General features: G+C 65.0%; 21 protein-coding genes. 17 read left to right on the top strand and 4 right to left on the bottom strand.

The window, feature by feature from the left end; translation table 11 throughout:
- Positions 1 to 5 precede the first annotated feature (5 nt).
- Genes GTZ99_RS11355 through GTZ99_RS11330 form a run of 6 tightly spaced genes read left to right on the top strand, consistent with a single transcriptional unit; the run spans position 6 to position 6050 of the window.
- Positions 6 to 452, top strand: a complete 447-nt coding sequence (locus GTZ99_RS11355) for an NAD(P)H-dependent oxidoreductase subunit E (protein ID WP_161718947.1) — start codon at positions 6 to 8, stop codon at positions 450 to 452.
- Complete coding sequence (locus GTZ99_RS11350; protein ID WP_161718945.1) at positions 452 to 1993, top strand: NADH-ubiquinone oxidoreductase-F iron-sulfur binding region domain-containing protein; 1542 nt, start codon at positions 452 to 454, stop codon at positions 1991 to 1993. The genes GTZ99_RS11355 and GTZ99_RS11350 overlap by 1 nt, the downstream gene beginning before the upstream one ends.
- On the top strand, positions 1990 to 2541 hold the full coding sequence (gene mobA, locus GTZ99_RS11345) for a molybdenum cofactor guanylyltransferase (RefSeq protein ID WP_161718943.1): 552 nt from the start codon (positions 1990 to 1992) through the stop codon (positions 2539 to 2541). Before GTZ99_RS11350 ends, mobA begins: the two co-directional genes overlap by 4 nt.
- The gene (fdhF, locus tag GTZ99_RS11340) at positions 2531 to 5407 is read left to right on the top strand and encodes a formate dehydrogenase subunit alpha (RefSeq protein ID WP_161718941.1); all 2877 of its coding nucleotides are present in this window, start codon (positions 2531 to 2533) and stop codon (positions 5405 to 5407) included. The genes mobA and fdhF overlap by 11 nt, the downstream gene beginning before the upstream one ends.
- Positions 5404 to 5625, top strand: coding sequence for a formate dehydrogenase subunit delta (locus GTZ99_RS11335; RefSeq protein ID WP_227711277.1), 222 nt, complete (start codon positions 5404 to 5406; stop codon positions 5623 to 5625). The genes fdhF and GTZ99_RS11335 overlap by 4 nt, the downstream gene beginning before the upstream one ends.
- A 14-nt stretch (positions 5626 to 5639) precedes the next feature.
- Entirely contained in the window at positions 5640 to 6050 is a 411-nt protein-coding gene (locus GTZ99_RS11330; protein WP_161718939.1) for a ketosteroid isomerase-related protein, read from the top strand.
- Here GTZ99_RS11330 and GTZ99_RS17035 read toward each other — a convergent pair.
- The 3 genes from GTZ99_RS17035 to GTZ99_RS11315 form a co-directional block, all read right to left on the bottom strand.
- Complete coding sequence (locus GTZ99_RS17035; RefSeq protein WP_161718937.1) at positions 6047 to 6799, bottom strand: winged helix-turn-helix domain-containing protein; 753 nt, start codon at positions 6797 to 6799, stop codon at positions 6047 to 6049. The genes GTZ99_RS11330 and GTZ99_RS17035 overlap by 4 nt on opposite strands.
- Positions 6800 to 7170: 371 nt before the next feature.
- Positions 7171 to 8382: an LL-diaminopimelate aminotransferase gene (locus GTZ99_RS11320; protein ID WP_161718935.1), complete on the bottom strand. Its 1212-nt coding sequence runs from the start codon at positions 8380 to 8382 to the stop codon at positions 7171 to 7173.
- Positions 8383 to 8471: 89 nt separating this feature from the next.
- Positions 8472 to 9065, bottom strand: coding sequence for a DUF2306 domain-containing protein (locus tag GTZ99_RS11315; RefSeq protein WP_161718933.1), 594 nt, complete (start codon positions 9063 to 9065; stop codon positions 8472 to 8474).
- 115 nt (positions 9066 to 9180) lie between these two features.
- On the opposite strand from GTZ99_RS11315, the gene GTZ99_RS11310 reads away from it, so the two are divergent.
- From GTZ99_RS11310 to GTZ99_RS11275, 8 genes are all read left to right on the top strand, one after another.
- The gene (locus GTZ99_RS11310) at positions 9181 to 9711 is read left to right on the top strand and encodes a hypothetical protein (protein ID WP_161718931.1); all 531 of its coding nucleotides are present in this window, start codon (positions 9181 to 9183) and stop codon (positions 9709 to 9711) included.
- Positions 9712 to 9750: 39 nt separating this feature from the next.
- A complete protein-coding gene (locus tag GTZ99_RS11305) occupies positions 9751 to 11739 on the top strand; it encodes a PHA/PHB synthase family protein (RefSeq protein WP_161718929.1) in 1989 nt (662 codons plus the stop codon).
- 280 nt (positions 11740 to 12019) lie between these two features.
- A complete protein-coding gene (locus tag GTZ99_RS11300; protein ID WP_161718927.1) occupies positions 12020 to 12766 on the top strand; it encodes a phasin family protein in 747 nt (248 codons plus the stop codon).
- Positions 12767 to 13002: 236 nt separating this feature from the next.
- Positions 13003 to 13359, top strand: coding sequence for an ATP-dependent Clp protease adapter ClpS (clpS, locus tag GTZ99_RS11295; protein ID WP_161719237.1), 357 nt, complete (start codon positions 13003 to 13005; stop codon positions 13357 to 13359).
- A 167-nt stretch (positions 13360 to 13526) separates the two neighbouring features.
- The gene (gene lptF, locus GTZ99_RS11290) at positions 13527 to 14768 is read left to right on the top strand and encodes an LPS export ABC transporter permease LptF (RefSeq protein WP_161718925.1); all 1242 of its coding nucleotides are present in this window, start codon (positions 13527 to 13529) and stop codon (positions 14766 to 14768) included.
- Between the two features lie 3 nt (positions 14769 to 14771).
- Positions 14772 to 15869, top strand: a complete 1098-nt coding sequence (gene lptG, locus GTZ99_RS11285) for an LPS export ABC transporter permease LptG (protein WP_161718923.1) — start codon at positions 14772 to 14774, stop codon at positions 15867 to 15869.
- A 287-nt stretch (positions 15870 to 16156) separates the two neighbouring features.
- On the top strand, positions 16157 to 16969 hold the full coding sequence (locus tag GTZ99_RS11280) for a sterol desaturase family protein (RefSeq protein ID WP_161719235.1): 813 nt from the start codon (positions 16157 to 16159) through the stop codon (positions 16967 to 16969).
- Positions 16970 to 17072: 103 nt separating this feature from the next.
- On the top strand, positions 17073 to 18227 hold the full coding sequence (locus tag GTZ99_RS11275) for a GNAT family N-acetyltransferase (protein ID WP_161718921.1): 1155 nt from the start codon (positions 17073 to 17075) through the stop codon (positions 18225 to 18227).
- An 18-nt stretch (positions 18228 to 18245) separates the two neighbouring features.
- On the opposite strand, the gene GTZ99_RS11270 is transcribed toward GTZ99_RS11275, so the two are convergent.
- On the bottom strand, positions 18246 to 19535 hold the full coding sequence (locus GTZ99_RS11270; RefSeq protein WP_320076676.1) for a dicarboxylate/amino acid:cation symporter: 1290 nt from the start codon (positions 19533 to 19535) through the stop codon (positions 18246 to 18248).
- Positions 19536 to 19644: 109 nt separating this feature from the next.
- On the opposite strand from GTZ99_RS11270, the gene glmM reads away from it, so the two are divergent.
- From glmM to thiD, 3 genes are read left to right on the top strand one after another with little or no spacing between them, the layout of a single operon-like run.
- Complete coding sequence (gene glmM / locus GTZ99_RS11265) at positions 19645 to 20985, top strand: phosphoglucosamine mutase (protein ID WP_161718919.1); 1341 nt, start codon at positions 19645 to 19647, stop codon at positions 20983 to 20985.
- A complete protein-coding gene (locus GTZ99_RS11260; protein WP_161718917.1) occupies positions 20985 to 21206 on the top strand; it encodes a DUF1272 domain-containing protein in 222 nt (73 codons plus the stop codon). Before glmM ends, GTZ99_RS11260 begins: the two co-directional genes overlap by 1 nt.
- Positions 21203 to 22000, top strand: coding sequence for a bifunctional hydroxymethylpyrimidine kinase/phosphomethylpyrimidine kinase (gene thiD, locus GTZ99_RS11255; RefSeq protein WP_161718915.1), 798 nt, complete (start codon positions 21203 to 21205; stop codon positions 21998 to 22000). The genes GTZ99_RS11260 and thiD overlap by 4 nt, the downstream gene beginning before the upstream one ends.
- Positions 22001 to 22011: the final 11 nt, after the last annotated feature.

Below are 22011 nucleotides of genomic sequence, written 5' to 3'. Positions count from 1 at the left end.
ATCCCATGAACGACACCACCCGCGCCCAAACGGTGGAGGCGATCATCGCCACCCACGCCCGGACCGAGGGGCCGTTGCTGCCGATCCTGCATGATGTCCAGCACGCGCTTGGCTGTGTGGACGCGGCAACCGAAGCGCAGATCGCGCTGGCGCTGAACCTGAGCCGGGCCGAGGTGCATGGCGTGGTGTCGTTCTATCACGACTTTACGGAAGAGCCCGACCCGCGCCCCTGCGTGCAATTGTGCCGCGCCGAGGCCTGTCAGGCGCGCGGTGTCGAGGCGCTGGTCGCCGCTGCCGAGGCGGCCGCAGGCAAGCGCGTGCGTCTGGCGACCGTGTATTGTCTGGGCCTGTGCAGCGTTGGCCCCGCCGCCCGCGCCATTGGTCCGGGTGGGGACCATCTGCACGCCCGGCTGACCGCCGACACGCTGGCCCAAGTGATCGAGAACGCCTGATGAGTGCTGTGACCAAGACCGTCCGCATCCCGGACGATTCGCTGAGCCTGGCTGTGGGCGCGGACGCGCTGGCGGCGGCATTTGTCGCGGCGGGCTGCACTGTTGAACGCACCAGCAGCTGGGGCATGCACTGGCTGGAGCCTTTGGTCGAGGTGGACGGCGTGGGCTATGGCCCGGCAACGCCTGCCGATGTGGCCGCCATTCTGGACGGCAGCAGCGCGCTGAACATCGGCGCCATTGCCGAGCATCCCTTTATCAAACCGCAACAGCGCCTGACCTTTGCGCGGGCGGGGCGCACACGGCCCCTCAGCCTTGAGGATTACGCGGCCACCGGCGGCTGGGCGGGGCTGCACCGCGCGCGGGCCATGTCCGGCGCCGATGTCATTGCCGAGGTAACCCAATCGGGCCTGCGCGGGCGCGGCGGGGCGGGCTTTCCGGCGGGGATCAAGTGGCAGACCGTGGCGAATGCCCCCGGCACCCGCAAATATGTCGTCTGCAACGCCGACGAGGGCGATAGCGGCACCTTTGCCGACCGCATGCTGATGGAGGGCGACCCCTTCCAACTGGTCGAGGGCTTGGCCATTGCCGCCCATGCGGTGGGGGCGCAGACCGCCTATATCTATACCCGCAGCGAATATCCCCATGCGATTGCCAAGATGCGCGCCGCCATCATCGCCGCGCGCGACATCATCGCGCCGCTCCACATGGAGGTGCGCGAGGGCGCGGGCGCCTATGTCTGTGGCGAGGAAACGAGCCTGCTCAACTCCATCGAGGGCAAGCGCGGCGTGGTACGCGCCAAGCCGCCCCTGCCCGCGCTGGAGGGGTTGTTCGGTTGCCCCACCGTGGTCAACAACGTGCTGACCATCGCGGCCATCCCCCATATCCTGAGCGAAGGCGGCGCGGCCGAATATGCGGCGCTGGGCGTCGACCGCAGCCTGGGCACCAAGCCGATCCAATTGGCCGGGAATATCAAGCATGGCGGGCTGTATGAAACCGCCTTTGGCATCACCCTGCATGATCTGGTTTACGCCATCGGCGGCGGCACGGCATCGGGACGCCCGGTCAAGGGTGTGCAGGTGGGCGGACCGCTGGGCGCCTATCTGGCCCCGGACCAGTTCGACATCCCCTTTGACTACGAGGCCTATGCCCGCGCCGATGCATTGATTGGCCATGGCGGCGTGACCGTGTTTGACGACACGGCGGACATGGGGAAAATGGCCCGCTTTGCCATGGCGTTCTGCGCGGCGGAAAGCTGTGGCAAATGCACCCCGTGCCGCATCGGTTCGACACGCGCCGTCGAGGTGATCGACCGCATCCGTCATGGCGGGGCGCAAGCCGCCGACCCGCTTTCGACCATGCCCCAGATGCACAACGCCCGCAAATCGGCCCGCAGCGTGGACGAGGAGATCGCCTTGCTTGAGGACCTGTGCGAGACGATGAAGTTCGGTTCGCTCTGCGCGCTGGGCGGCTTTGCGCCCTATCCGGTGCTCTCGGCGCTAAAGCATTGGCCAGAGGACTTTACCAACGGGGACGTCCAGTGATTCTGGGCGCGGTCCTGGCTGGCGGGCGCTCGACCCGCTTTGGCTCGGACAAGGCGGTGGCTTTGTGGCAGGGCGAGACGCTGCTGGCACATGCCGTCGCCACGCTGGCCCCGCAATGCGCCCGCGTGGTGGTGGTCGGGCGCGAGGCGGCGCCTGCCCCCGCGCTGTGCCTGCCCGATTGGCCCGCGCCCGGCATGGGGCCGCTGGCGGGGCTGTGCGCCGCGCTGCGCCATGCCCGCGACAATGGCTATCGCGCCGTGCTATCCTGCGCTGTGGACTCGGTGGGGCTGGACGATGGCCTGCTGACCGAACTGGGCGGCGCGCCGGCCTATGTCGACAGTCAGCCAGTGATCGGTCTGTGGCCCGCCAGTGCCGCCGATGCCGCACAAGCCATCCTGGCCGCAGACGGCAAGCATTCGATGCGCGCGCTAGCCCATGCCGTGGAAGCCCGCGCCGTTACGCTGCGCCGCCATCCGGCCAACATCAATACCCCCGCCGATCTGGCGGCCATACAGAACATCATCCGGGAGACCCGCCATGGGTTATGAACGTCAGGCAGACTATGGCACGCCGGCCAAGCAGGGCGCGGCAAATGTCACGCTGAACATCGATGGCCGCGCCGTAACCGTGCCCGAAGGCACCAGCGTCATGCGCGCAGCGGCAGAGTGTGGCGGCGAAATCCCCAAACTGTGCGCCACCGACAGCGTCGAGGCGTTCGGTTCGTGCCGCATGTGTCTGGTCGAGGTCGAGGGGATGCGCGGGTTGCCCGCGTCCTGCACCACGCCGGTGCGTGAGGGCATGGTGGTGCGCACCCAGACGCCACGTCTGGAAAAGATCCGGCGCGGGGTGATGGAGCTCTATATCTCCGACCACCCGCTAGACTGCCTGACCTGCGCGGCCAACAATGACTGCGAGTTGCAGGATACGGCCGCCGCTGTGGGCCTGCGCGATGTGCGTTATGGCTATCAGGGCGAGAACCATCTGGGCAGCGCGCCTGATCTGTCGAACCCCTATTTCTCTTTCGCGCCCGACAAATGCATCGTGTGTTCGCGCTGTGTGCGGGCGTGTGAGGAAACGCAGGGCACATTCGCCCTGACGATCGAGGGCCGGGGGTTTGAATCCGCCGTCAGCGCCGGGCAGAAATCGGACAATTTTCTGGGCAGCGAATGCGTGTCCTGCGGCGCCTGTGTACAGGCCTGCCCCACCGCCGCCCTGTCGGAAAAATCGGTCAAGGCGATTGGCAAGCCCGAGCGCTCGGTCGTCACCACCTGCGCCTATTGCGGGGTGGGCTGCACCTTCCGCGCCGAAATGCGGGGCAACCAACTGGTCCGCATGGTCCCGTGGAAGGATGGCAAGGCGAACCGCGGGCATAGCTGCGTCAAGGGCCGCTTTGCCTGGGGCTATGCCAACCACGCCGACCGCATCACCCGGCCGATGATCCGCGACGCCATCACCCAGCCATGGCGCGAGGTGTCATGGGACGAGGCGATCAGCTTTACCGCCAACCGCCTGAACGCGATCAAGGCGCAATATGGCGCGCGGGCACTGGGCGGCATCACCTCGTCGCGCTGCACCAATGAAGAAGCCTTTCTGGTGCAGAAACTGGTGCGCGGCGGGTTCGGGTCGAACAATGTCGACACCTGCGCGCGTGTCTGTCACTCGCCAACCGGCTATGGCCTGAGCCGTGCTTTCGGCACCTCTGCGGGCACGCAAGACTTTGACAGCGTTGAAGATAGCGACGTCATCCTGATCATCGGCGCCAACCCCACCGATGGCCACCCGGTGTTCGCCAGCCGCATGAAAAAGCGTATCCGTCAGGGCGCAAAGCTGATCGTCATCGATCCGCGCCGGATCGACATGGTGCGTTCGGCCCATATCGCGGCGGACCACCATCTGGCGCTGCAACCGGGCACCAATGTCGCGGTGCTGACGGCGCTGGCCCATGTCATCGTCACCGAAGGTCTGGCCGACGAGGCCTTTATCCGTGAGCGTTGCGATTGGGACGAATATCAGGATTGGGCGCGTTTCGTGTCCGATGCCCGCCATTCGCCCGAAACGCTGGAGCCGGTCACGCGCGTGCCAGCGGCCGAATTGCGGGCGGCGGCGCGGTTGTTTGCGACCGGCGGCCCCGGTTGGCCGTCAGGCCAGAGGAAGCGTCCCAACGGCGCGATCTACTATGGCCTTGGCGTTACCGAGCATTCGCAAGGCTCGTCGACCGTGATGGCGATTGCCAATCTGGCGATGGTGACGGGCAATATTGGCCGGCGCGGCGTGGGGGTTAACCCCTTGCGCGGACAGAACAATGTGCAAGGCTCCTGCGACATGGGCTCCTTCCCGCACGAGCTTTCGGGCTATCGTCATATTTCCGATGCGGCCACACGGGCGTTGTTCGAGGCCGACTGGGGCGTGACGCTGGACAGTGAACCGGGCCTGCGCATCCCCAACATGCTGGACGCGGCGGTGGATGGCACATTCCGGGCGATCTATATCCAGGGTGAGGACATTTTGCAGTCCGACCCCAACACCCACCACGTCGCGGCCGGGTTGGCGGCGATGGATTGCGTCATCGTCCACGACCTGTTCCTGAACGAGACCGCCAATTACGCCCACGTCTTTCTGCCGGGCAGCACTTTCCTCGAGAAAACAGGGACTTTCACCAATGCCGAGCGCCGCATCCAGATGGTGCGGCGGGTGATGGACCCGGCCAATGGTTACGAGGACTGGGAGGTCACGCAATTGCTGGCCAACGCTATGGATCTGGGCTGGAACTACACCCATGCCTCGGAAATCATGGACGAAATCGCGCGCCTGACGCCCACCTTTGCCGGTGTCAGCCACGCCCGGCTGGACGCCGAGGGCGGGTTGCAATGGCCGGTCAACGAGGCCGCTCCGGATGGCAGCCCGATCATGCATGTCGACGGTTTTGTCCGGGGCCGGGGCAAATTCATGGTGACAGAATACATCCCCACCGACGAACGCACCGGGCCACGTTACCCGCTGCTGCTGACGACCGGGCGCGTGTTGTCACAGTACAATGTGGGGGCACAGACTCGCCGTACCGAAAACAGCGTGTGGCATGGTGAGGATGTGCTGGAGATCCATCCTACCGATGCGGAAAATCGCGGCCTGAAATCAGGCGATTGGGTGCGTCTGGCCAGCCGTGCGGGCGAAACCACGCTGCGCACACTGGTGACTGATCGCGTGGCGCCGGGTGTGGTTTACACCACATTCCACCACCCCGACACACAGGCCAATGTGGTAACCACCGAAAACAGCGACTGGGCCACCAATTGCCCCGAATACAAGGTGACGGCGGTGCAGGTAACGCCCTCCAACGGCCCGACCGAATGGCAGCGCGATTACGCCAATCAGGCCGAACAGTCGCGCCGCATCAGCCGGGAGGCGGCCGAATGAGCAACGGGCACGACACGAACAACCACTTGATTCGCATGGCCAATCAGATCGCTGCCAATCTGGCCGCAATGGGCCATGATCAGGCGGTAGCCGAAACGCAGGAACATATCGCCAAATTCTGGGACCCGCGCATGAAGGCCGGAATAGCCGCCGCCGATCATGCCGCCCTGTCGCCCATCGCGCTGGCCGCCATTACGCGCCTGACCGCAAGCCACTGAAAGAGCGCTACAAAATGAGCCAAGCCGAAACCCTTGCCCTGCTGGAGCGCTATTACGCCGCGTTCAATGCGGGCGACAATCAGGGGATGCTGGACTGTCTGTCGGATGACATCGCCCATGACATCAATCAGGGCAGCCGCCAGACCGGAATCGCGCAATTCCGGGCTTTTTTGGCGCATATGGACCGGTGCTACCGCGAAAGACTGACCGATATCGTCCTGATGGCCAACGCCGATGGCACCCGCGCGGCGGCCGAATTTGTCGTGCATGGCGAATATCTGGCCACCGACGAAGGCCTGCCCGAAGCCGCCGGGCAGACCTATGTCCTGCCGGCCGGCGCGTTTTTTGTTGTAAGTGATAGCAAAATCAGCCGCGTTTCGGTCTATTATAACCTTGCAGACTGGACGGCGCAGGTGGGCGGTTAACCCCGCCCCGCCGCCAGCACATAATCGCCATCGTCGGGGGTCAGGACATAGCCGCCCCCCGGCGTGCTTTTCAGCCAGCCATGCAGCCCGGCCTGCACCAGTTTGGCCCGCAGGCGGCTGGCGTGGACGGCAACGCTGTTGGTTTCGGGCACATGGCGCAATTGCCACACATCGCGCAGCAGGTCGACCTTGTCGACGGGCTGTTGCGGGCAGGCCATCAGCCGCCACAACAGCGCGAATTCGCGCGGGTTCAGGCCCAGCGGCTCGGCCTCGACATAGCCTTCGCGCATCAGCAGATCCAGCCGCAGCGCGCCCAGCCGCCGCCAGCGTTCCAGCATCGTCAGGCGATTAGCCAGATTTTCGGCACGCGCGACAATTTCACGCCGCAGCGCGCCGGGGGCCGGATCGTCCAGCGGCATCGCATCGCCAAAGCCCCGGCCCAGCAGCCAGCCTCGTTGCCGGCCGCGCCGCACCCCAACGGCGATCATCCGCTGTCGCCGGGGCCGGGCATGATCGGCCAGCAATTCGCGCCACAGGCGGGTCCGGGCCTGCGTAGCATCGAACAGGATCGGATGGTCAGGCAGGTCTCCCCCGCTCAACAGGCTGTCATTGGCAAACATGAAGCCGCCGCCATGCGGGCCCGACTGCGCCAGCGTGCCCATATCGAGCCGCATCAGTGTCCAGCCATGCAGGCGCAGGTCAGCCCAGTCTGGCATGTCGCCCGGACCGAACCATGAGAATTGTTTCACCCCTTGCCTCCCCAACCCAGCCTTTGCCGCGCCGACGGGATGGCGCGGCTCACAAGCCGGTTCTGCCGCTGTTGCGCACGGCCCATTATGGCCCTGTCAAAGCACATCATTAACGGCGCTTATCCATACTAGGAGTGATTTTCCTTTTTTGCCAATATCTTACATTTTTGTAATCACACTTTTGGACGAGACAGGCGGTGGCGTTCAGCGCCCTTGGTCGCCCTTCGGAAAAAGGGGCGCAGGATCAGACATTTCGCTCTGGGCAACGGGTCCGGCCGTAATGGACGCGCAAAAAAAGGGGGCGCCCCGCCGACGCCCCCTTTGACATTTATTTATAAGGGCGCCGCCGTCTGGCCGCGCCCCAGGCCCGGTCAAAGCGCCTTGAGCCCGGCAGGCGTGTTGACGCCCATGCTGCTCAGGTAACGCTTGATGTTGCGGGCGGCCTGACGCAGGCGCTGCTCGTTCTCGACCATGGCGATGCGGACAAAGCCTTCGCCATCCTCGCCATAGCCCACGCCCGGTGCCACCGCGACGCCCGCCTCGGTCAGCAACTGCTTGGAGAACTCCAGCGACCCCAGATGCGCCAGCGCGGGCGGCAAGGGCGCCCATGCGAACATCGACGCCTTGGGGCTGGGGATATCCCAACCGGCGCGGCCAAACGCCTCGACCATGACATCGCGGCGCTTTTGATACAGGTTGCGGTTCATCTCGACGATGTCCTGCGGGCCGTTCAGCGCCGCACAGGCCGCCGCCTGAATCGGCGTGAACGCGCCATAATCGAGGTACGACTTCACCCGCGTCAGCGCCGTGATCAGCGTCTTGTTGCCCACGGCAAAGCCCACGCGCCAGCCAGCCATGCTGAAGGTCTTAGACATGGAGGTGAATTCCACCGCCACATCCTTGGCCCCCGGCACTTCCAGAATCGAGCGCGTCGGCTGACCGTCAAAATACAGCTCGGAATAGGCAAGGTCGGACAGGATCCACACCTTGTTCTCCTTGGCCCAAGCCACCAGCCGCTCATAAAACGCCAGATCGACCGTTTCGGCCGTCGGGTTCGAGGGATAGTTGACGATCAGCACCGAGGGACGCGGCACCGAATATTTCATCGCCCGGTCCAGCGAATCCCAATAGCGCTCATCCGGGGTGGTCGGCACCGAACGGATCGTCGCACCCGCGATGATGAAGCCAAACGTGTGGATCGGATAGGACGGGTTGGGCGCCAGCACCACATCGCCCGGCGCGGTGATCGCCGTGGCAAGGCTGGCCAGACCTTCCTTCGAGCCCATGGTCATCACGACCTCGGTCTCGGGGTCCAGTTCCACGCCGAATCGGGTGGCGTAATAATTGGCCTGCGCCTTGCGGATGCCGGGGATGCCCTTGGACGCGGAATAGCCGTGCGCGTCCGGCTTGCGCGCGACTTCGCACAGCTTGTCAATGACATGTGCGGGCGGCGGCAGATCGGGATTGCCCATGCCCAGATCGATAATGTCCTGGCCTGCCGCACGTGCTGCGGCCCGCATCGCATTGACTTCGGCGATGACATAAGGCGGCAGTCGCTTCATGCGGTAGAATTCTTCGGACATTGGACCTTTCCAGTACGATTATGCGGCAGAATGTGCCGCGCAGTGGGGTATGGCCGCCCCCGTCTCCCGCCGCAAGGGCCGGGCAAACGCTATGGGGGCGGAAACGCCGCGGCATCCCGCCATGCGTGCCGGGTCATCCATGCCGCCACCGCCAATGGCAACAGCCAGCCAACCCACGCATCACAGGCATAGAACACCGCGAAGAAGCGTCCTTGCGCCAAAATGGCCCAGAAGGCGAGATAGACGCGAAAAAAAATTGCACCCGATGTCACCGCGCACATCATGATCATGCAGGCACGGTGGGCCGCCACCCGGCCATGGGCAATGTGCCAGACCCCCGCGCCCAGCAGGCCCAGCCATGCCGCGCCCTGTGCGACAAATCCGGCGGCCGACAGCTGCGTCACCGGCTGAACCAGCGCCACCGGAAAGGCCGTGATCCCCGCCACCGCCACGATCAGCGCCGTTCCCCGCCCGGCCCAGCGGTGCGCCCGCGCCCAGCCTCTGCCCCGCGCCAACCCCTGCGCGCCCAGCCATGCCACCACCGGCACGGCCAGCAATGCGGCGGCCCCTGTCACCATGTGCAGCGGAAAGACCACCGGCAACAATTCGACCTTGATCGCCAGATCCTCGGGAAAATCGGCCGAATCGAATGCGGCTTCCACACCGCGCAGGGCGGTGCGCATTGCGAGCCAGACAAAGGATGCTAAGACAATCCGCAGTAGCCAGCGCCCCATCCCCGCCGCCATGACTGACGGTGTTGGCGCGCCGCCCGCTTGCTGACTGGTGGAGGATTTGCCCATGACCGCCCTATTCCACGCCCATTTGGCAAAGTCGATGCGGATTGCCGCCATCGCGCTGGCGCTGGGGGGCGCCGGGATGACGCTGTCGCTGGCTGGCGCCGGGACGGCGCGGGCCACGCCGCCTGCGCTGCCGGGGGCGGCCTCGCCCTTGTTCGGGCGCTGGACGATCAAGGAGCCCAAGGCCCGCTATACCCCCCGCGCCGCCGAATACCGGGTGATCGACATCGCCCCCTGCGGCAAGGATTTCTGTGGCGTGTCCGTTGGGCCAAAGGGCACTTGCGGCCCCACGCTGTTCCGCTTCCTGTGGAAACGCACGCAGGAGGACTGGCTGACGGGCCATGGACGCTGGGGCGATGGGCCAAAGATGAATCTGGGCCTCAGCCTGTCCGAGGGCGAACGCCCCGACCGGCCGGAAATCTATCTGGGGTTGGGCGACAAGCGTTATCAGATGGACAGCCGCTCCAGCTCCATGCCCAAGTTTGACGCCAGCTATGTCCGCAACGGCAAGGCCAGTTGCGCCGCACGCTGATCTCGCCCTCCTTTCCCTGCACATGCGGACACAGAGCTGATGCCTGACAACACCACGCCCCCCAACCCCTTTGCCCAGATGATGGAAGGGATGATGCAGATCCCCGGCATGGACGCGCTGGCGCCGATGGCCCAGCAGTGGCTGAACCCGGCCCTGAACCCCGCGACAGCAGGCATCGCCGCGCCACTGACCGATCCCGATGACGCCGCCCGCTGGGCCGAGATCAGCGCCCGCCTGCAAACCATGTGGCTGGATTTCCAGACCGAGCAGGCCGCCAAGCTGGCCGCCACCGACCCGCTGGCCGAAAGCGAGAAGCTGGCCGCAGCCGCGCCCAAGGTGCTGGACAACATGCTATCGGCCACGCCCTTTTTCACCGCGCCCGGTCAGTGGGAAAAACTGGTCGAGGGGTGGAGCCGCCACATGCCCTTTGCCCAGCCCGAGGTGCAGCAAAAGCTGTGGGCCGACAGCATGGCGCTGTGGCAGGGGGTGATGGCGCAATACACCCCCGGCGAGGATGGCAAGACGCCCAACGGTCAGCCCGCCCCCGCCCTGCCCCGGCATGACCGGCGCTTTGCCGATGCGGCATGGCGCGACAATCCCTATTTCGCGCTGATCCATCAGACCTATTTGATGATGGCCGAACAGATCATCGCCATGGCCGACGCGACCGAGGGGCTGGAGCCGGAGCGCAAGGCGCAATTATCCTTTGTCACGCGCACGCTGGTCGACGCGCTCAGCCCCGACCATTTCCCCATGACCAACCCGCTGGTGATCGAGCAGGCGCTGGAATCGCGCGGCGAAAGTCTGGTCAAGGGCTTTGCGCATATGCTGGACGACCTGCGGCGCGGGCAGTTGAGCCACACCGACACCAACCAGTTCGAGATCGGCCGCAATGTCGCCGTGACGCCGGGCAAGGTGGTGCACCAGTCCCGCCTGTTCGAGGTGATCCAGTACAGCCCCACCACCGACACGGTGCTGGAAACGCCGCTGGTGATCTTTCCGCCGTGGATCAACCGCTTCTACATCCTGGACCTCAATCCCAAGAAAAGCTTTGTCAAATGGGCGGTGGATCAGGGCATCACCGTGTTCATGGTCAGCTGGAAATCGGCCGATGCCAGCATGGCCGATGTGACGATGGACGATTACATCGCAGCGCAAATCGAGGCGATTGACGTTGCCCGTGAACGGCTGAAGGCGCCGTCCGCCCACACCATCGGCTATTGCGTGGCAGGCACGACACTGGCCGCGACACTGGCCGTGCTGGCGCGGCGGGGGCAGGCCGACAAGGTGGCCAGCGCAACGTTCTTTACCGCACAGGTCGATTTTGAAAAGGCGGGCGACCTCAAGGCCTTTGTCGATGATCAGCAATTGGCGACATTGTCGGCGCTGGCCCCCGATGGCTATCTGGACGGGCGCTATCTGGCGGCCACGTTCAACCTGTTGCGGGGCACCGATCTGATCTGGAACTATGTCACCAACAACTATCTGTTGGGCCGGGAATATCCCGCGTTCGACCTGTTGTTCTGGAATGGCGACACCACCAATCTGCCCGCCGGATGGCATCTGGATTACCTGCGCAACCTGTATCGCGACAATCTGCTGGTCCAGCCCGATGCGCTGTCGGCAGGTGGCACGCCGATCGACCTGCGGCAGATCACCACGCCCTGCTACATCCAGGCCGGCAAGGAAGACCACATCGCCCCGGCCGAGAGCGTGTGGCGCTTTACCCGTCTGTTGGGCCAGGCGCCCCATGTGTTCCTGTTGGCGGGGTCTGGGCATATCGCCGGGGTGGTCAATCCGCCCGCCGGGGGCAAATACCAATATTGGACCAATGACGCCGCCCCCGACACGCTGGACGCCTTTGTCGCGGGGGCAAAGGAAACGCCGGGCAGTTGGTGGCCGCATTGGGCGGCGTGGCTGCGCGGGGTGACTCCGGCCGAGGTGGCGGCCAAGGGCAAGCGTGTGCCGGGCGGACGCGGGGACAAGGTTCTGGGCGATGCGCCGGGGACCTATGTGCGGATGCGATAATGGCGAATTACGTACTTCGCAGGGGCACAAGAGTCGGGACGGCGACCGGGACAGGGGACATCCACCCCGCGCCGCCCGCATAGGTTTGCGGCCCCGGAATTGCGTAAGTTTGGACGTTCATCCATGATGCGTCCAAACCACCAAAATGGTCATGCTGCACCGCACAATATCCCTTGACAGCGGGCGCGGAAAGCGTATTTGTGCAGTGCAACACAGACAGTCCCGCCCTCTGCCTTTTGGATCAGAGATTCGCCGCAGCCTTCGTTAAAGGGATTTCACCATGGCCAAGCCCACTGGAAAGACCCCGAACCGCGCCCCTCGCGCCAAGTCCGCCCCGGCCAAGCCGGTCGCGGCCGCGGCTCCGGTCGCGCCGAAGCCTGTGGTGACGCCTGCGCCCGAGGCCAAGATGGCACAGGCCGCTCCCAAGCCGGTCAGCGCGCCAGTCGCCGCCCCGGTCAAGGTCACGCCTGCGCCCGCCGATCCGGCCCCTGTGGCCCCGGTGGTGGAAACTGTCGCGCCCGACCCCGTACCCGAACCCATCATTGTGCCGGAGCCAACCCAGCCCGAACAACCCAAGGAGCCCGTCATGGCCACCATCCCCAGCTTTGATTTTGCCGAGCCGTTCAAGACCGCCTTTGCCGACATGCAGACCAAGGCGCAGGAAACCATCGAAAAGAGCCAGGCCGCGTTTGGTGACTACAACGACTTTGCCAAGGGCAACGTCGAGGCCGTGGTCGAATCGGGCAAGATCCTGGCCGGTGGCCTGCAGGAAATGACCTCGGGTCTGGTCGCTGACAGCCGTTCGGCGTTTGAATCGATGACCGCCGAGGTCAAGGAACTGGCCGCCGCCAAGACCCCCTCGGACTTCTTCAAGTTGCACAACGACCTGATGAAGAAGCATTTCGACACCGCCGTCGCCTTCAGCTCGAAGCAAAGCGAAGCCGTGCTGAAGCTGGCTGGCGAAGTTGTCGCCCCGATCTCCAGCCGCGTCTCGCTGGCCGTGGACAAGGTGAAGTCGGGCAACTAAGCCCACAACACCCAAGCACAGCGCCGGGCGGCAGGTCGAATGGCCTGCCGCCCGTCCTGTTTTCAGGCCCCGTAAAACCCCGATATCCGTGCCGATTTGAAGCAAAACGCCGCCATGGGCCGCGATACGCGCTCTTGTCGGGCAAGGGGGTTTTGAGGTATCATTACGCGATGCCTTACCCTGTCATTCCTGTTACCGATCTGTCGGATGCGCGCCCCTGCATGGCGGCCGGGCCCATGCTGCGCGCGGGCGTGGCCGTCACGGCCAGCGATCAGGACGGCGATGACCGCCACGGCGGCGGGCAGGTGGGCCTGGCCACCCGCGCCAAGGCGAAGCCGAAAAAGCCAAGCCAGTTCAAGGTTTTGATGCTGAACGACGATTACACGCCGATGGAATTCGTCGTCATGGTGCTCAAACGCTTTTTCAACATGGATCTGGAGCAGGCGACGCAGGTGATGCTGCATGTGCATCAGCGCGGCGTCGGGGTCTGTGGCATTTTCCCTTATGATATCGCCGAGACAAAGGTGAATCAGGTGATGGACTGCGCCCGGGCCAATCATCACCCCTTGCAGTGCACGCTGGAAAAGGCCTGATTTGCCGGGTGGCCGTCAGCGGTTTATCGCGCGGCGGGTTCCTTTCATCGCTGTTCGGGCGCCCCGCCCCTGACCAAGGCGACACTGCGCCCTTGCGCCTCTTGCGTCGGCGCGCGCGGCACCCTATCGGCCAAAGACCCTTTGCGTGGCGGATCCGAAACTCGCTTGTGAAACTGTTTACTGCCATCGACCGCTACATCTTCCGGCTGGTGCTGATGCCGATGCTGGCGGTGTTTGTCATCGCGGCCAGCCTGTTGGTGCTGGACAAGATGCTGCGCCTGTTCGATTTCGTCGCCAAGGAAGGCGGGCCGATCGGCATCGTGTTCCAGATGCTGGCCAATCTGTTGCCCGAATATGCCAGTCTGGCGGTGCCGTTGGGGCTGATGCTGGGCATTTTGCTGGCGTTCCGCAAACTGGCCACCACCAGTGAACTGGACGTGCTGCGCGCGGTGGGGATGTCATACACCCGCCTGCTGCGCGTGCCTTTCCTGATCGCGCTGGCGCTGGCGGGGCTGAATCTGGCGATTGTCGGGTTCATTCAGCCGATGTCGCGCTATTATTACGAACAGCTGGAGTTTGAACTGCGCTCGGGCGCGCTGGGGGCCTCGATCAAGGTGGGCGAATTCAACACGCTGGCCGGTCGTGTCGCCCTGCGGATCGAGCGCAGCCGCGATGATGGCCGCGAGTTGCTGGGCATCTTTGCCCGCGTCAAGGACGAGAACGGCGAGATGCTGTCGATCAGCGCCGCCAAGGGCCGCTTTCTGGCGCTGCGCGAAAATCCCGATACGGTGATCCTGCGCCTGACCGATGGCCAGATCGTGCAGGACCCGATGCGCCAGACCCCGCGCGTCCTGCGCTTTTCCCAGCACGACCTGCCGATCGACCTGCCCGCGATCGAGAAATTCCGCCAGCGCGGCGGGCGCGAGCGCGAATATGTCCTGCCTGAACTGTTGCGCATCGGCTGGTCGGACAAGGCGTCGGATCGCGACCGCACCGTGGTGCGCGCCAGCCTGAACTATCGCATGGCCGAGGTGGTGATGATCCTGATGCTGCCGCTGCTGGCGGTGGCACTGGCGGTCCCGCCCAAACGCTCGTCATCCTCGCTGGGGGTGTTCCTCTCGATCGTCATGGTGGTCGCCTATCACAAGGTGAACGAATACGGCCAATCGGTCGCCGAACTGGGCCGGATTGATCCGGCGCTGGCGCTGTGGGGCCCGTTTGCCGGTTTTGCGGCGATCATCGGCTGGATGTATTACACGCTGGCCTATGTGCCGGGCGGACAGCCGATCGGCGTGCTGGAACGCTTTGCCGGGAAATTGGGCAAGTGGTTGGGCGCTGTGGCCCGCCGATTCAGCCGTGGCCCACGCGCGCTGCCCGCGCCCGGTCAGCACAGCGGCAGGGGGGCATAAGCGATGTTGACCGACTGGTTCCCCTCGCGCACGCTGGCGTTTTATCTGGCCCGGCTGTTTGTCACGCGCATTCTGGGCGTGCTGATCATGCTGGTTCTGGTGCTGCAGGTGCTGGACCTGTTGTCGGAAAGCGGCGCGATTCTGGCGCATGAAGGCAATGGGCAGGCGCAGATCCTGCATTATGTCACGCTGCGCACGCCGCAATTGGTGGCGCGGTTTCTGCCCTATTCGGTGCTGCTGGCCACGCTGTTCACCTTTTTCCCGCTGAACCAGAACAGCGAGGTGATCGCCATGCGCGCCGCCGGCCTGTCGGCGCATCAGATTCTGGCGCCGATGATGGCCACCGCGCTGGTGGTGTCGGGCGTCAGCTTTACCTTTAACGAGCTGGTCGTCACCCGCTCCACGGCCCAACTCAAGGCGTGGCAGGAGGCCGGATGGGGGCAGGTCCCCACCGGGCCCGAGGTACGCAGCAATGTCTATATGACCGATGGCACGAACATTCTGGCCGCCGACACGATGACGGGCGCGGGTGCCGCGATCGAGATGACCGGCGTGACCTGGTACGGCCGCGACAGCAATGGCACGATCAACACCCAGATGCGCAGCCCGCGCGCGGTCTATGCCAATCCGGGCTGGCGGATGGAGGATGTCGCCGCATTCGACACCGCCACCGCCCGGACACAGCACCTGCCCTTTGCGGTGGTGGCCCGCGCGCTGACCCCGCGCCAGATCAGCATCACCCGCGTCGATGCCGACTGGCTGAACCTGTTCGCGCTCAGCCGCTCGATCAACACGTTGCGCGCCAACGGTTTCCGCACGGCAGAGCTGGACGGCAAATGGTGGCACAAGATTTCCGGGCCGCTGGCCGCGCTGCTGATGCCGCTGCTAGGATCGGTCGCGGCCTTCGGGCTGGCGCGTTCGGGGCAATTGCTGATCCGCGCGGTGGTGGGGATGGCGCTGGGCTTTACCTATTTCGTGGTGGACAACATGGCTTTGGCGATCGGCAATTTTGGCGGCTATCCGCCGTTGATTGCCGCATGGGCGCCGTTCCTGCTGTTTGCCGTGGTGGGTGAGGCGGTGCTGATCCGCAGCGAGGAATAGGCCGGTCAACCCGGTTGGCCGATTTTGTCCAAGGCGGCGCGCGATACATTTCCGCCCTAATGCCGCCGCAATGCGATGCTCTATCGCCGCCAACACAGCGCGGGACCATGGCGGGGCGCACCCCAAAGTGCAGCTTTGCCATGATAGCCCGTTCCGGCAATAGCCGCCGCATATGACCATTCACGTTTGAAACGCACAGGACCGACACCGTGGCACAGACCGACAGCACGCCCGCGCTGGACAACAGCCAGCTCCCTTTCTGGAAGCGGTCACACTATCTGGACCGCATGAATTTGCGCGATCTGGTGGTGGCCTATTTCCAGCACTACACGATTCTGGCCTATCTGGCGCTGGCGGTACTGGGCTTTGGCGTGTTCGCCTATAACCCCACGGGCCTGTTGCGCGCGGTGGCGATCATCGCGGCGGCGGCGGCGGTCTATCCGCTGGTGTGGCACATGTTGCACCAATATATCCTGCACGGTCAGTGGCCCTACAAGATCAAGATCCTGGCCAGCACGTGGAAGCGCATCCACTATGACCACCATCAGGACCCCAACCATCTGGAGGTGCTGTTTGGCGCGCTGCACACCACGGTGCCCACGATCTTTATCGCGACAGCCCCGGTGGGCGCGCTGATCGCCGAGGATGGCCACCGCATCGGCGGCGCGGCGCTGGCCTTTGCCATCGGCATCCTGACGACCTGCTATTACGAATTCATGCATTGCATCCAGCATCTGGCGTTCAAGCCCAAGTGGAAGTGGGTGCAGCACATGAAGCAGCGCCACAACGAGCACCACTATGTCGATGAGGACGGCAACTTCGGCATCACCAACTATTTCTGGGACCACGTGCTGGGCACCTATTACGAAAAGAAGGACCGCCCCGGCCGCAGCGCCACGGTCTTCAATCTGGGCTATACCGAGGAAGTGGCCAAGAAATACCCGTGGGTGAAGGAGCTGTCGGGCGGCATCGCCAGCGACCACCCGCGCCGCCGCGCCATCGCCAACGCGCAAAAGCTGGCCGCCGATGCCAAGGCCCCGACCGAAGACCAGATCCGCGCCCATGCCGCAGAGGCCGTGGGCATGGACACCGAGGCCTGAGCCAAGCCGCGGCAAGGAATGTGACAAAGGGGGCCACCGTGCCCCCTTTTCCATTTGGGCGCGCGCGGTTACACACCATCGCCTGACCGGGGAGAATAACGTCATGTCCACCATCGCCATCACGCCCGTGACCACCAAGGCCGAGCGCGCCGCATGGGTGGATTACGTCTATGTCGCCAATGCCGGTGATCCCAATTACGTGCCGCAATTGCGCACAGAGGAGTTGGGCAAGGTTACGCCGGGCAGCAACCCCTTTCATGAACACGCGACCTGCCAGCTGTTCATCGCGCGTGACGGGGGCCGGATCGTTGGCCGCATCGCCGCGCATATTGACGCGCTGGCCGTGGGCCAACCGGCCGAGCAGGGCATGGGGCCGGGCACCGGCAACTGGGGCGCGCTGGAGGCGCAGAACGCAGCCATCGCCCACCAATTGATCGCCACCGCCGAGGATTGGCTGCGCCAACAGGGCATGACCCGCGTGCTGGCGCCGATGAACCTGTCGGTGTGGGAAGAGCCGGGCCTGTTGATCAAGGGCCACGACCATCCCCCCACGGTGATGATGGGCCACCAACCGGCCAAGTTCCAGCCGTGGATCGAGAGCGCGGGCTACACCCCGGCCAAGCTGCTGAAAACCTATGAGCTGGACATCACGCAGGAGTTTCCGCCGCTGATCCAGCGCATCATCAAGTCTGGCGAAAAGAACCCGCGCATCAACATTCGCGGTGTGGACCTCAAGCATTTCGACCGTGACGCGGCGATCATCCTCGACATCCTGAACGATGCGTGGAGCGACAATTGGGGCTTTGTCCCCATCACCGACGCCGAGGTGGCCTATACCGCCAAGAACCTGAAGCCGCTGGTGAAATCCGATCTGGTGCAGATCGCCGAATATGATGGCGAACCGGTCGCCTTCATGATGACCCTGCCCGACATGAACGAGGTGCTGGCCAAGATCGGGCCCAAGCCTTCGCCGCTGGGCGGGGCGCGGTTGCTGTGGTGGCTGTTTGTCAAAACCCGCGTGCGCACCATGCGCGTCCCGCTGATGGGCGTGCGCAAAAAGCTGCAATCCAGCCGCATGGCCAGCCAGCTCGCCTTTATGATGATCGAATATATCCGCCGCAATTCGGTGGCCAATTATGGCGCTACCCGGGGCGAGATCGGCTGGATCCTGGAGGACAATCAGGGGATGAATTCCATCGCGCGGGAAATCCATTCCCACGTGAACAAGGAATACATGATCTACGAAAAGGCTCTGTAACCGGATCGCCGGGGCGGTTCAGGCCGCCCCCTTCCCCCTGTCGGCGCGGTCGACGGCCGTGGTGACCGCCACATCCATCGCCACATTGCCCAATGTGCGCATCAGATCGGGCAGCATCTCCACCGCCACCAACAGCGCCAGCGGCCCCACCGGTACGCCCATCACCATCGCCACCGGCCCGATCGACAGGACAAAGCTGATCGCGCCGGGCAATGACGGCGTCCCCAGTTCGGCCAGCGCCGCCACCAGAACGCCCGCCACCATCGCCCAGATCGTTACCGGCGTATTGGTCAGATGGGCGACATACAGCACCACCGCGATGTTCATCGCCGCCCCCGTGGCCCGGTACAGCGCGACCGACAGCGGCAGGGTGAACTCGGCGGTTTCGGCCCGCACGCCCAGCCGCCCACAGGCGCCCAGCATTGCGGGCAGGCTGGCCAGCGAGCTTTGCGTGGACGCGGCCACCGCGAACACCGGCATCATCGCGCGCATATAGGCCCGCAACGCCACCCGGCCCAGCACCACCGCCACCACTGGCCCGGCCAACAGCACCAATCCGCCCACGCCCGACACCAGCGCCACATAATGGGCCAATGCGCCCAGCGCGGACGCCCCCGCCTTGACAGCCAGCGTCAGGGCCAGCGCAAAGACCCCCACCGGCGCCAATGCCAGCACCCAGCCGATCATCACCATCATCACCCCGGCCACGCCCTGAAACAGCGTCATCAGCGCGGCGCGCGGTGCTTCGGGCAAGCGCCCCATCGCCACCGCAAACAGGGCAAAGAACACCACACAGGGCAGCATCTCGCCCCCGGCGGCGGCGGCAAAGATATTGGTCGGCAGGATCGAGAGCAGGAAGGCGTCCAGCCCCGGCACGGGCCCTGCCGATTGCCCCACCCCGGCGGCCAGCGCGCCTGCCGCCGCGCGCGGTATCGGCCACAGCGACAGCCACAGCGGCATCACCACCATCGCCACCGCCCCGCTGACCAGATAGGTGCCAAAGATCCACGCCACCGTGCGCCTCGCCACCGCCCCCGCGCGCGCCGCCGCCGCCGTTTGCACCACGCCCAGCACCAATAGCGAGATCACCAGCGGCAGGATCGTCATCCGCAACGCCCGCAGCCACAATTCGCCCAGCGGCTCGGCCACCAGGGCCACCCCATGCAGCACGGGCACCGCGCCAACCACGCTGCCCACCAGCAGGCCCGCCGCCAAAGCCGCCAGACTCCACACTGCCGGCACGCGGATATCGGGCAAACGCGGCCCGTCGATCACCGCAGGTTGCGCCTGTTCACCGTCTCTATCCACGATTTTCCGCCATTTTTGTATCGGTTCTGCCCATTTGTTCGCGTGACATTAACCCGGCCGCGCGACATAGCTGCCCCAAGGGTAGCTTCATTGCGCGAAGGGGCAAGGCATGGGACGGCAGTTTTTCGGCACGGACGGCATTCGCGGCCGGACCAACGCTGGCAAGATGACGGCGGACATCGCGATGAAGGTGGGGCAGGCCGCAGGCACCCACTTTTTGCGCGGCAGCCACCGCCACCGCGTGGTGATCGGCAAGGATACGCGCCTGTCGGGCTATATGCTGGAAAACGCGATGGTGGCCGGGTTCACCAGCGTGGGCATGGATGTCGTGCTGTTGGGGCCGATGCCCACCCCCGCTGTCGCGCTGTTGACGCGCGAATTGCGGGCGGATGTGGGCGTGATGATCTCGGCCAGCCACAACCCGTATGAGGACAACGGCATCAAGCTGTTCGGCCCGGACGGGTTCAAGCTGTCGGACGAGGACGAATTGGCGATCGAGGCGATGCTGGGCGCGCAGATCGATCTGGCCGATGCGCCGCTGATCGGCCGCGCCCGCCGGATCGAGGACGCGCGTGGCCGCTATATCCACGCGGTCAAGGGCAGCGTGCCACAGGACGTGCGTCTGGACGGGCTGAAGATCGTGGTCGATTGCGCCAATGGCGCGGCCTATCAGGTGGCCCCCAGCGCGATATGGGAATTGGGCGCCGAGGTGATCGCCATCGGCGTGCAGCCTAATGGTAAGAATATCAACGACAAATGCGGATCGACCCATCTGGACCTGATCAAGGAGACGGTGGTGGCATCGGGCGCGGACATCGGCATCGCGCTGGACGGAGATGCTGACCGGCTGATCGTGGTCGATGAAAAGGGCCAGACGGTCGATGGCGACCAGATCATGGCGCTGATCGGCACGCAGATGGCCGCGCGCGGGGAATTGCGCGGCGGCGGCGTGGTGGCCACGGTGATGTCCAATCTGGGGCTGGAGCGGTTTCTGAACGGTCAGGGCCTGAGCCTGGAACGCACCAAGGTGGGCGACCGTTATGTGCTGGAGCGCATGAAGGAAGGCGGCTTCAACGTCGGCGGCGAGCAATCGGGCCACATGATCATGCTGGACCACGGCACGACCGGCGATGGCACGGTGGCCGCCTTGCAGGTGCTCTCGGCGCTGGTCAAAAGCGGCAAGCGCGCCAGCGAGCTGCTGCACCTGTTCGATCCCGTGCCGCAATTGCTGAAGAACGTGCGTTTTGCCGGGGGCAAGCCGCTGGAGGCCGAAAGCGTGCAAAAGGTGATCGCCGATGCCGAGGCGCAACTGGCCGGCCGGGGCCGTCTGGTGATCCGCCCGTCGGGCACGGAACCTGTCATCCGCGTCATGGCCGAGGGCGACGATGCCGCCGAGGTCGAGCAGGTGGTCGATGCCATTTGCGCCGCGGTGAAGGAGGCCGCCGCCTGATGCTGGAGATGCGCCCCGATTGCGAAAAATGCGGTTGTGACCTGCCGGCCGAAGCGCCCGGCGCGTTCATCTGTTCGATGGAATGCACGTTCTGCGCCGAGTGTACCGATGAGCTGGACGATCTGTGCCCCAATTGCGGCGGCGAATTGATGGACCGGCCCACGCGCGCGAAAAAGCTGCAGGCCAAATACCCGCCCAGCACCCAGCGGCACCACGGATGAGCTGTGTCGCCGCGTTACAGGCCGGGCAACGCGTCCCTCAACCGCCGCGCATCCTGACGATCGCCGGATCGGATTGCAGCGGCGGGGCAGGATTGCAGGCCGATCTGAAAACCATCCTGATGCTGGGCGGTTACGGGATGAGCGCGATCACCGCCATCACCGCGCAGAACACCACGGGCGTCTTTGCCGTGCAGGCACTGGCCCCCGACATGGTGGCCGCACAGATCGACGCCTGCATCGGCGACATTGGCGTGGACGCGGTCAAGATCGGCATGCTGGGCAGCGCGGCCATCGCCCATCTGGTGGCCGACCGGCTGGAGGCGCTGGACGTGCCGGTGGTGTTTGATCCGGTGATGGTGGCGACCAGCGGCGGCATTCTGGCCGATGGTGACACGGTGGCGGCGTTTGCGCGGTTGATGGCGCGCGCCACGCTGACCACGCCCAACCTGCCCGAACTGGCCGCGCTGGGCGGAGAGGACGCCGTGCGCGCGCGCACCCCCGCCCTGTTGATCAAGGGCGGCCACGGCGAGGACGAGACGTTGACCGACCGCCTGATCTGGCAAGGCGGCGAACAGGTCTGGCAATCCCCGCGCATCGCCACGCGGCACACGCACGGCACCGGCTGCACCATGGCCAGCGCGATTGCCTGCGGATTGGGCGCGGGGATGGCTTTGCCCGATGCGGTGGCGCGGGCGCGGGCCTTTGTCCGGGCCGGGCTGTTGGCCGCACCGGGGTTTGGCGCAGGCCACGGGCCATTGGGGCACCAGGCGGTGGACATTTCCGCTTTGGGCTGAAATATCTGGGC

The sequence above is a fragment of the Novosphingobium ovatum genome, from assembly GCF_009909235.1.
Classification (GTDB): Bacteria; Pseudomonadota; Alphaproteobacteria; order Sphingomonadales; family Sphingomonadaceae; genus Novosphingobium; species Novosphingobium ovatum.
This window is presented reverse-complemented; position numbering and strand designations above follow the sequence as displayed.

Excerpts from the sequence above, each read along its gene's own strand:
- GTZ99_RS11335 (WP_227711277.1), top strand. The coding sequence starts at position 5,404 with ATGAGCAACGGGCACGACACGAACAACCACTTGATTCGCATGGCCAAT.
- GTZ99_RS11315 (WP_161718933.1), bottom strand. The coding sequence starts at position 9,065 with ATGCGCACCGCCCTGCGCGGTGTGGAAGCCGCATTCGATTCGGCCGAT.
- fdhF (WP_161718941.1), top strand. The coding sequence starts at position 2,531 with ATGGGTTATGAACGTCAGGCAGACTATGGCACGCCGGCCAAGCAGGGC.
- lptG (WP_161718923.1), top strand. The coding sequence starts at position 14,772 with ATGTTGACCGACTGGTTCCCCTCGCGCACGCTGGCGTTTTATCTGGCC.
- GTZ99_RS11330 (WP_161718939.1), top strand. The coding sequence starts at position 5,640 with ATGAGCCAAGCCGAAACCCTTGCCCTGCTGGAGCGCTATTACGCCGCG.
- GTZ99_RS11350 (WP_161718945.1), top strand. The coding sequence starts at position 452 with ATGAGTGCTGTGACCAAGACCGTCCGCATCCCGGACGATTCGCTGAGC.
- thiD (WP_161718915.1), top strand. The coding sequence starts at position 21,203 with ATGAGCTGTGTCGCCGCGTTACAGGCCGGGCAACGCGTCCCTCAACCG.
- GTZ99_RS11300 (WP_161718927.1), top strand. The coding sequence starts at position 12,020 with ATGGCCAAGCCCACTGGAAAGACCCCGAACCGCGCCCCTCGCGCCAAG.
- GTZ99_RS11275 (WP_161718921.1), top strand. The coding sequence starts at position 17,073 with ATGTCCACCATCGCCATCACGCCCGTGACCACCAAGGCCGAGCGCGCC.
- GTZ99_RS11280 (WP_161719235.1), top strand. The coding sequence starts at position 16,157 with ATGAATTTGCGCGATCTGGTGGTGGCCTATTTCCAGCACTACACGATT.
- GTZ99_RS11260 (WP_161718917.1), top strand. The coding sequence starts at position 20,985 with ATGCTGGAGATGCGCCCCGATTGCGAAAAATGCGGTTGTGACCTGCCG.
- glmM (WP_161718919.1), top strand. The coding sequence starts at position 19,645 with ATGGGACGGCAGTTTTTCGGCACGGACGGCATTCGCGGCCGGACCAAC.
- GTZ99_RS11310 (WP_161718931.1), top strand. The coding sequence starts at position 9,181 with ATGACCGCCCTATTCCACGCCCATTTGGCAAAGTCGATGCGGATTGCC.
- clpS (WP_161719237.1), top strand. The coding sequence starts at position 13,003 with ATGCTGCGCGCGGGCGTGGCCGTCACGGCCAGCGATCAGGACGGCGAT.
- GTZ99_RS11305 (WP_161718929.1), top strand. The coding sequence starts at position 9,751 with ATGCCTGACAACACCACGCCCCCCAACCCCTTTGCCCAGATGATGGAA.
- GTZ99_RS11355 (WP_161718947.1), top strand. The coding sequence starts at position 6 with ATGAACGACACCACCCGCGCCCAAACGGTGGAGGCGATCATCGCCACC.
- GTZ99_RS11320 (WP_161718935.1), bottom strand. The coding sequence starts at position 8,382 with ATGTCCGAAGAATTCTACCGCATGAAGCGACTGCCGCCTTATGTCATC.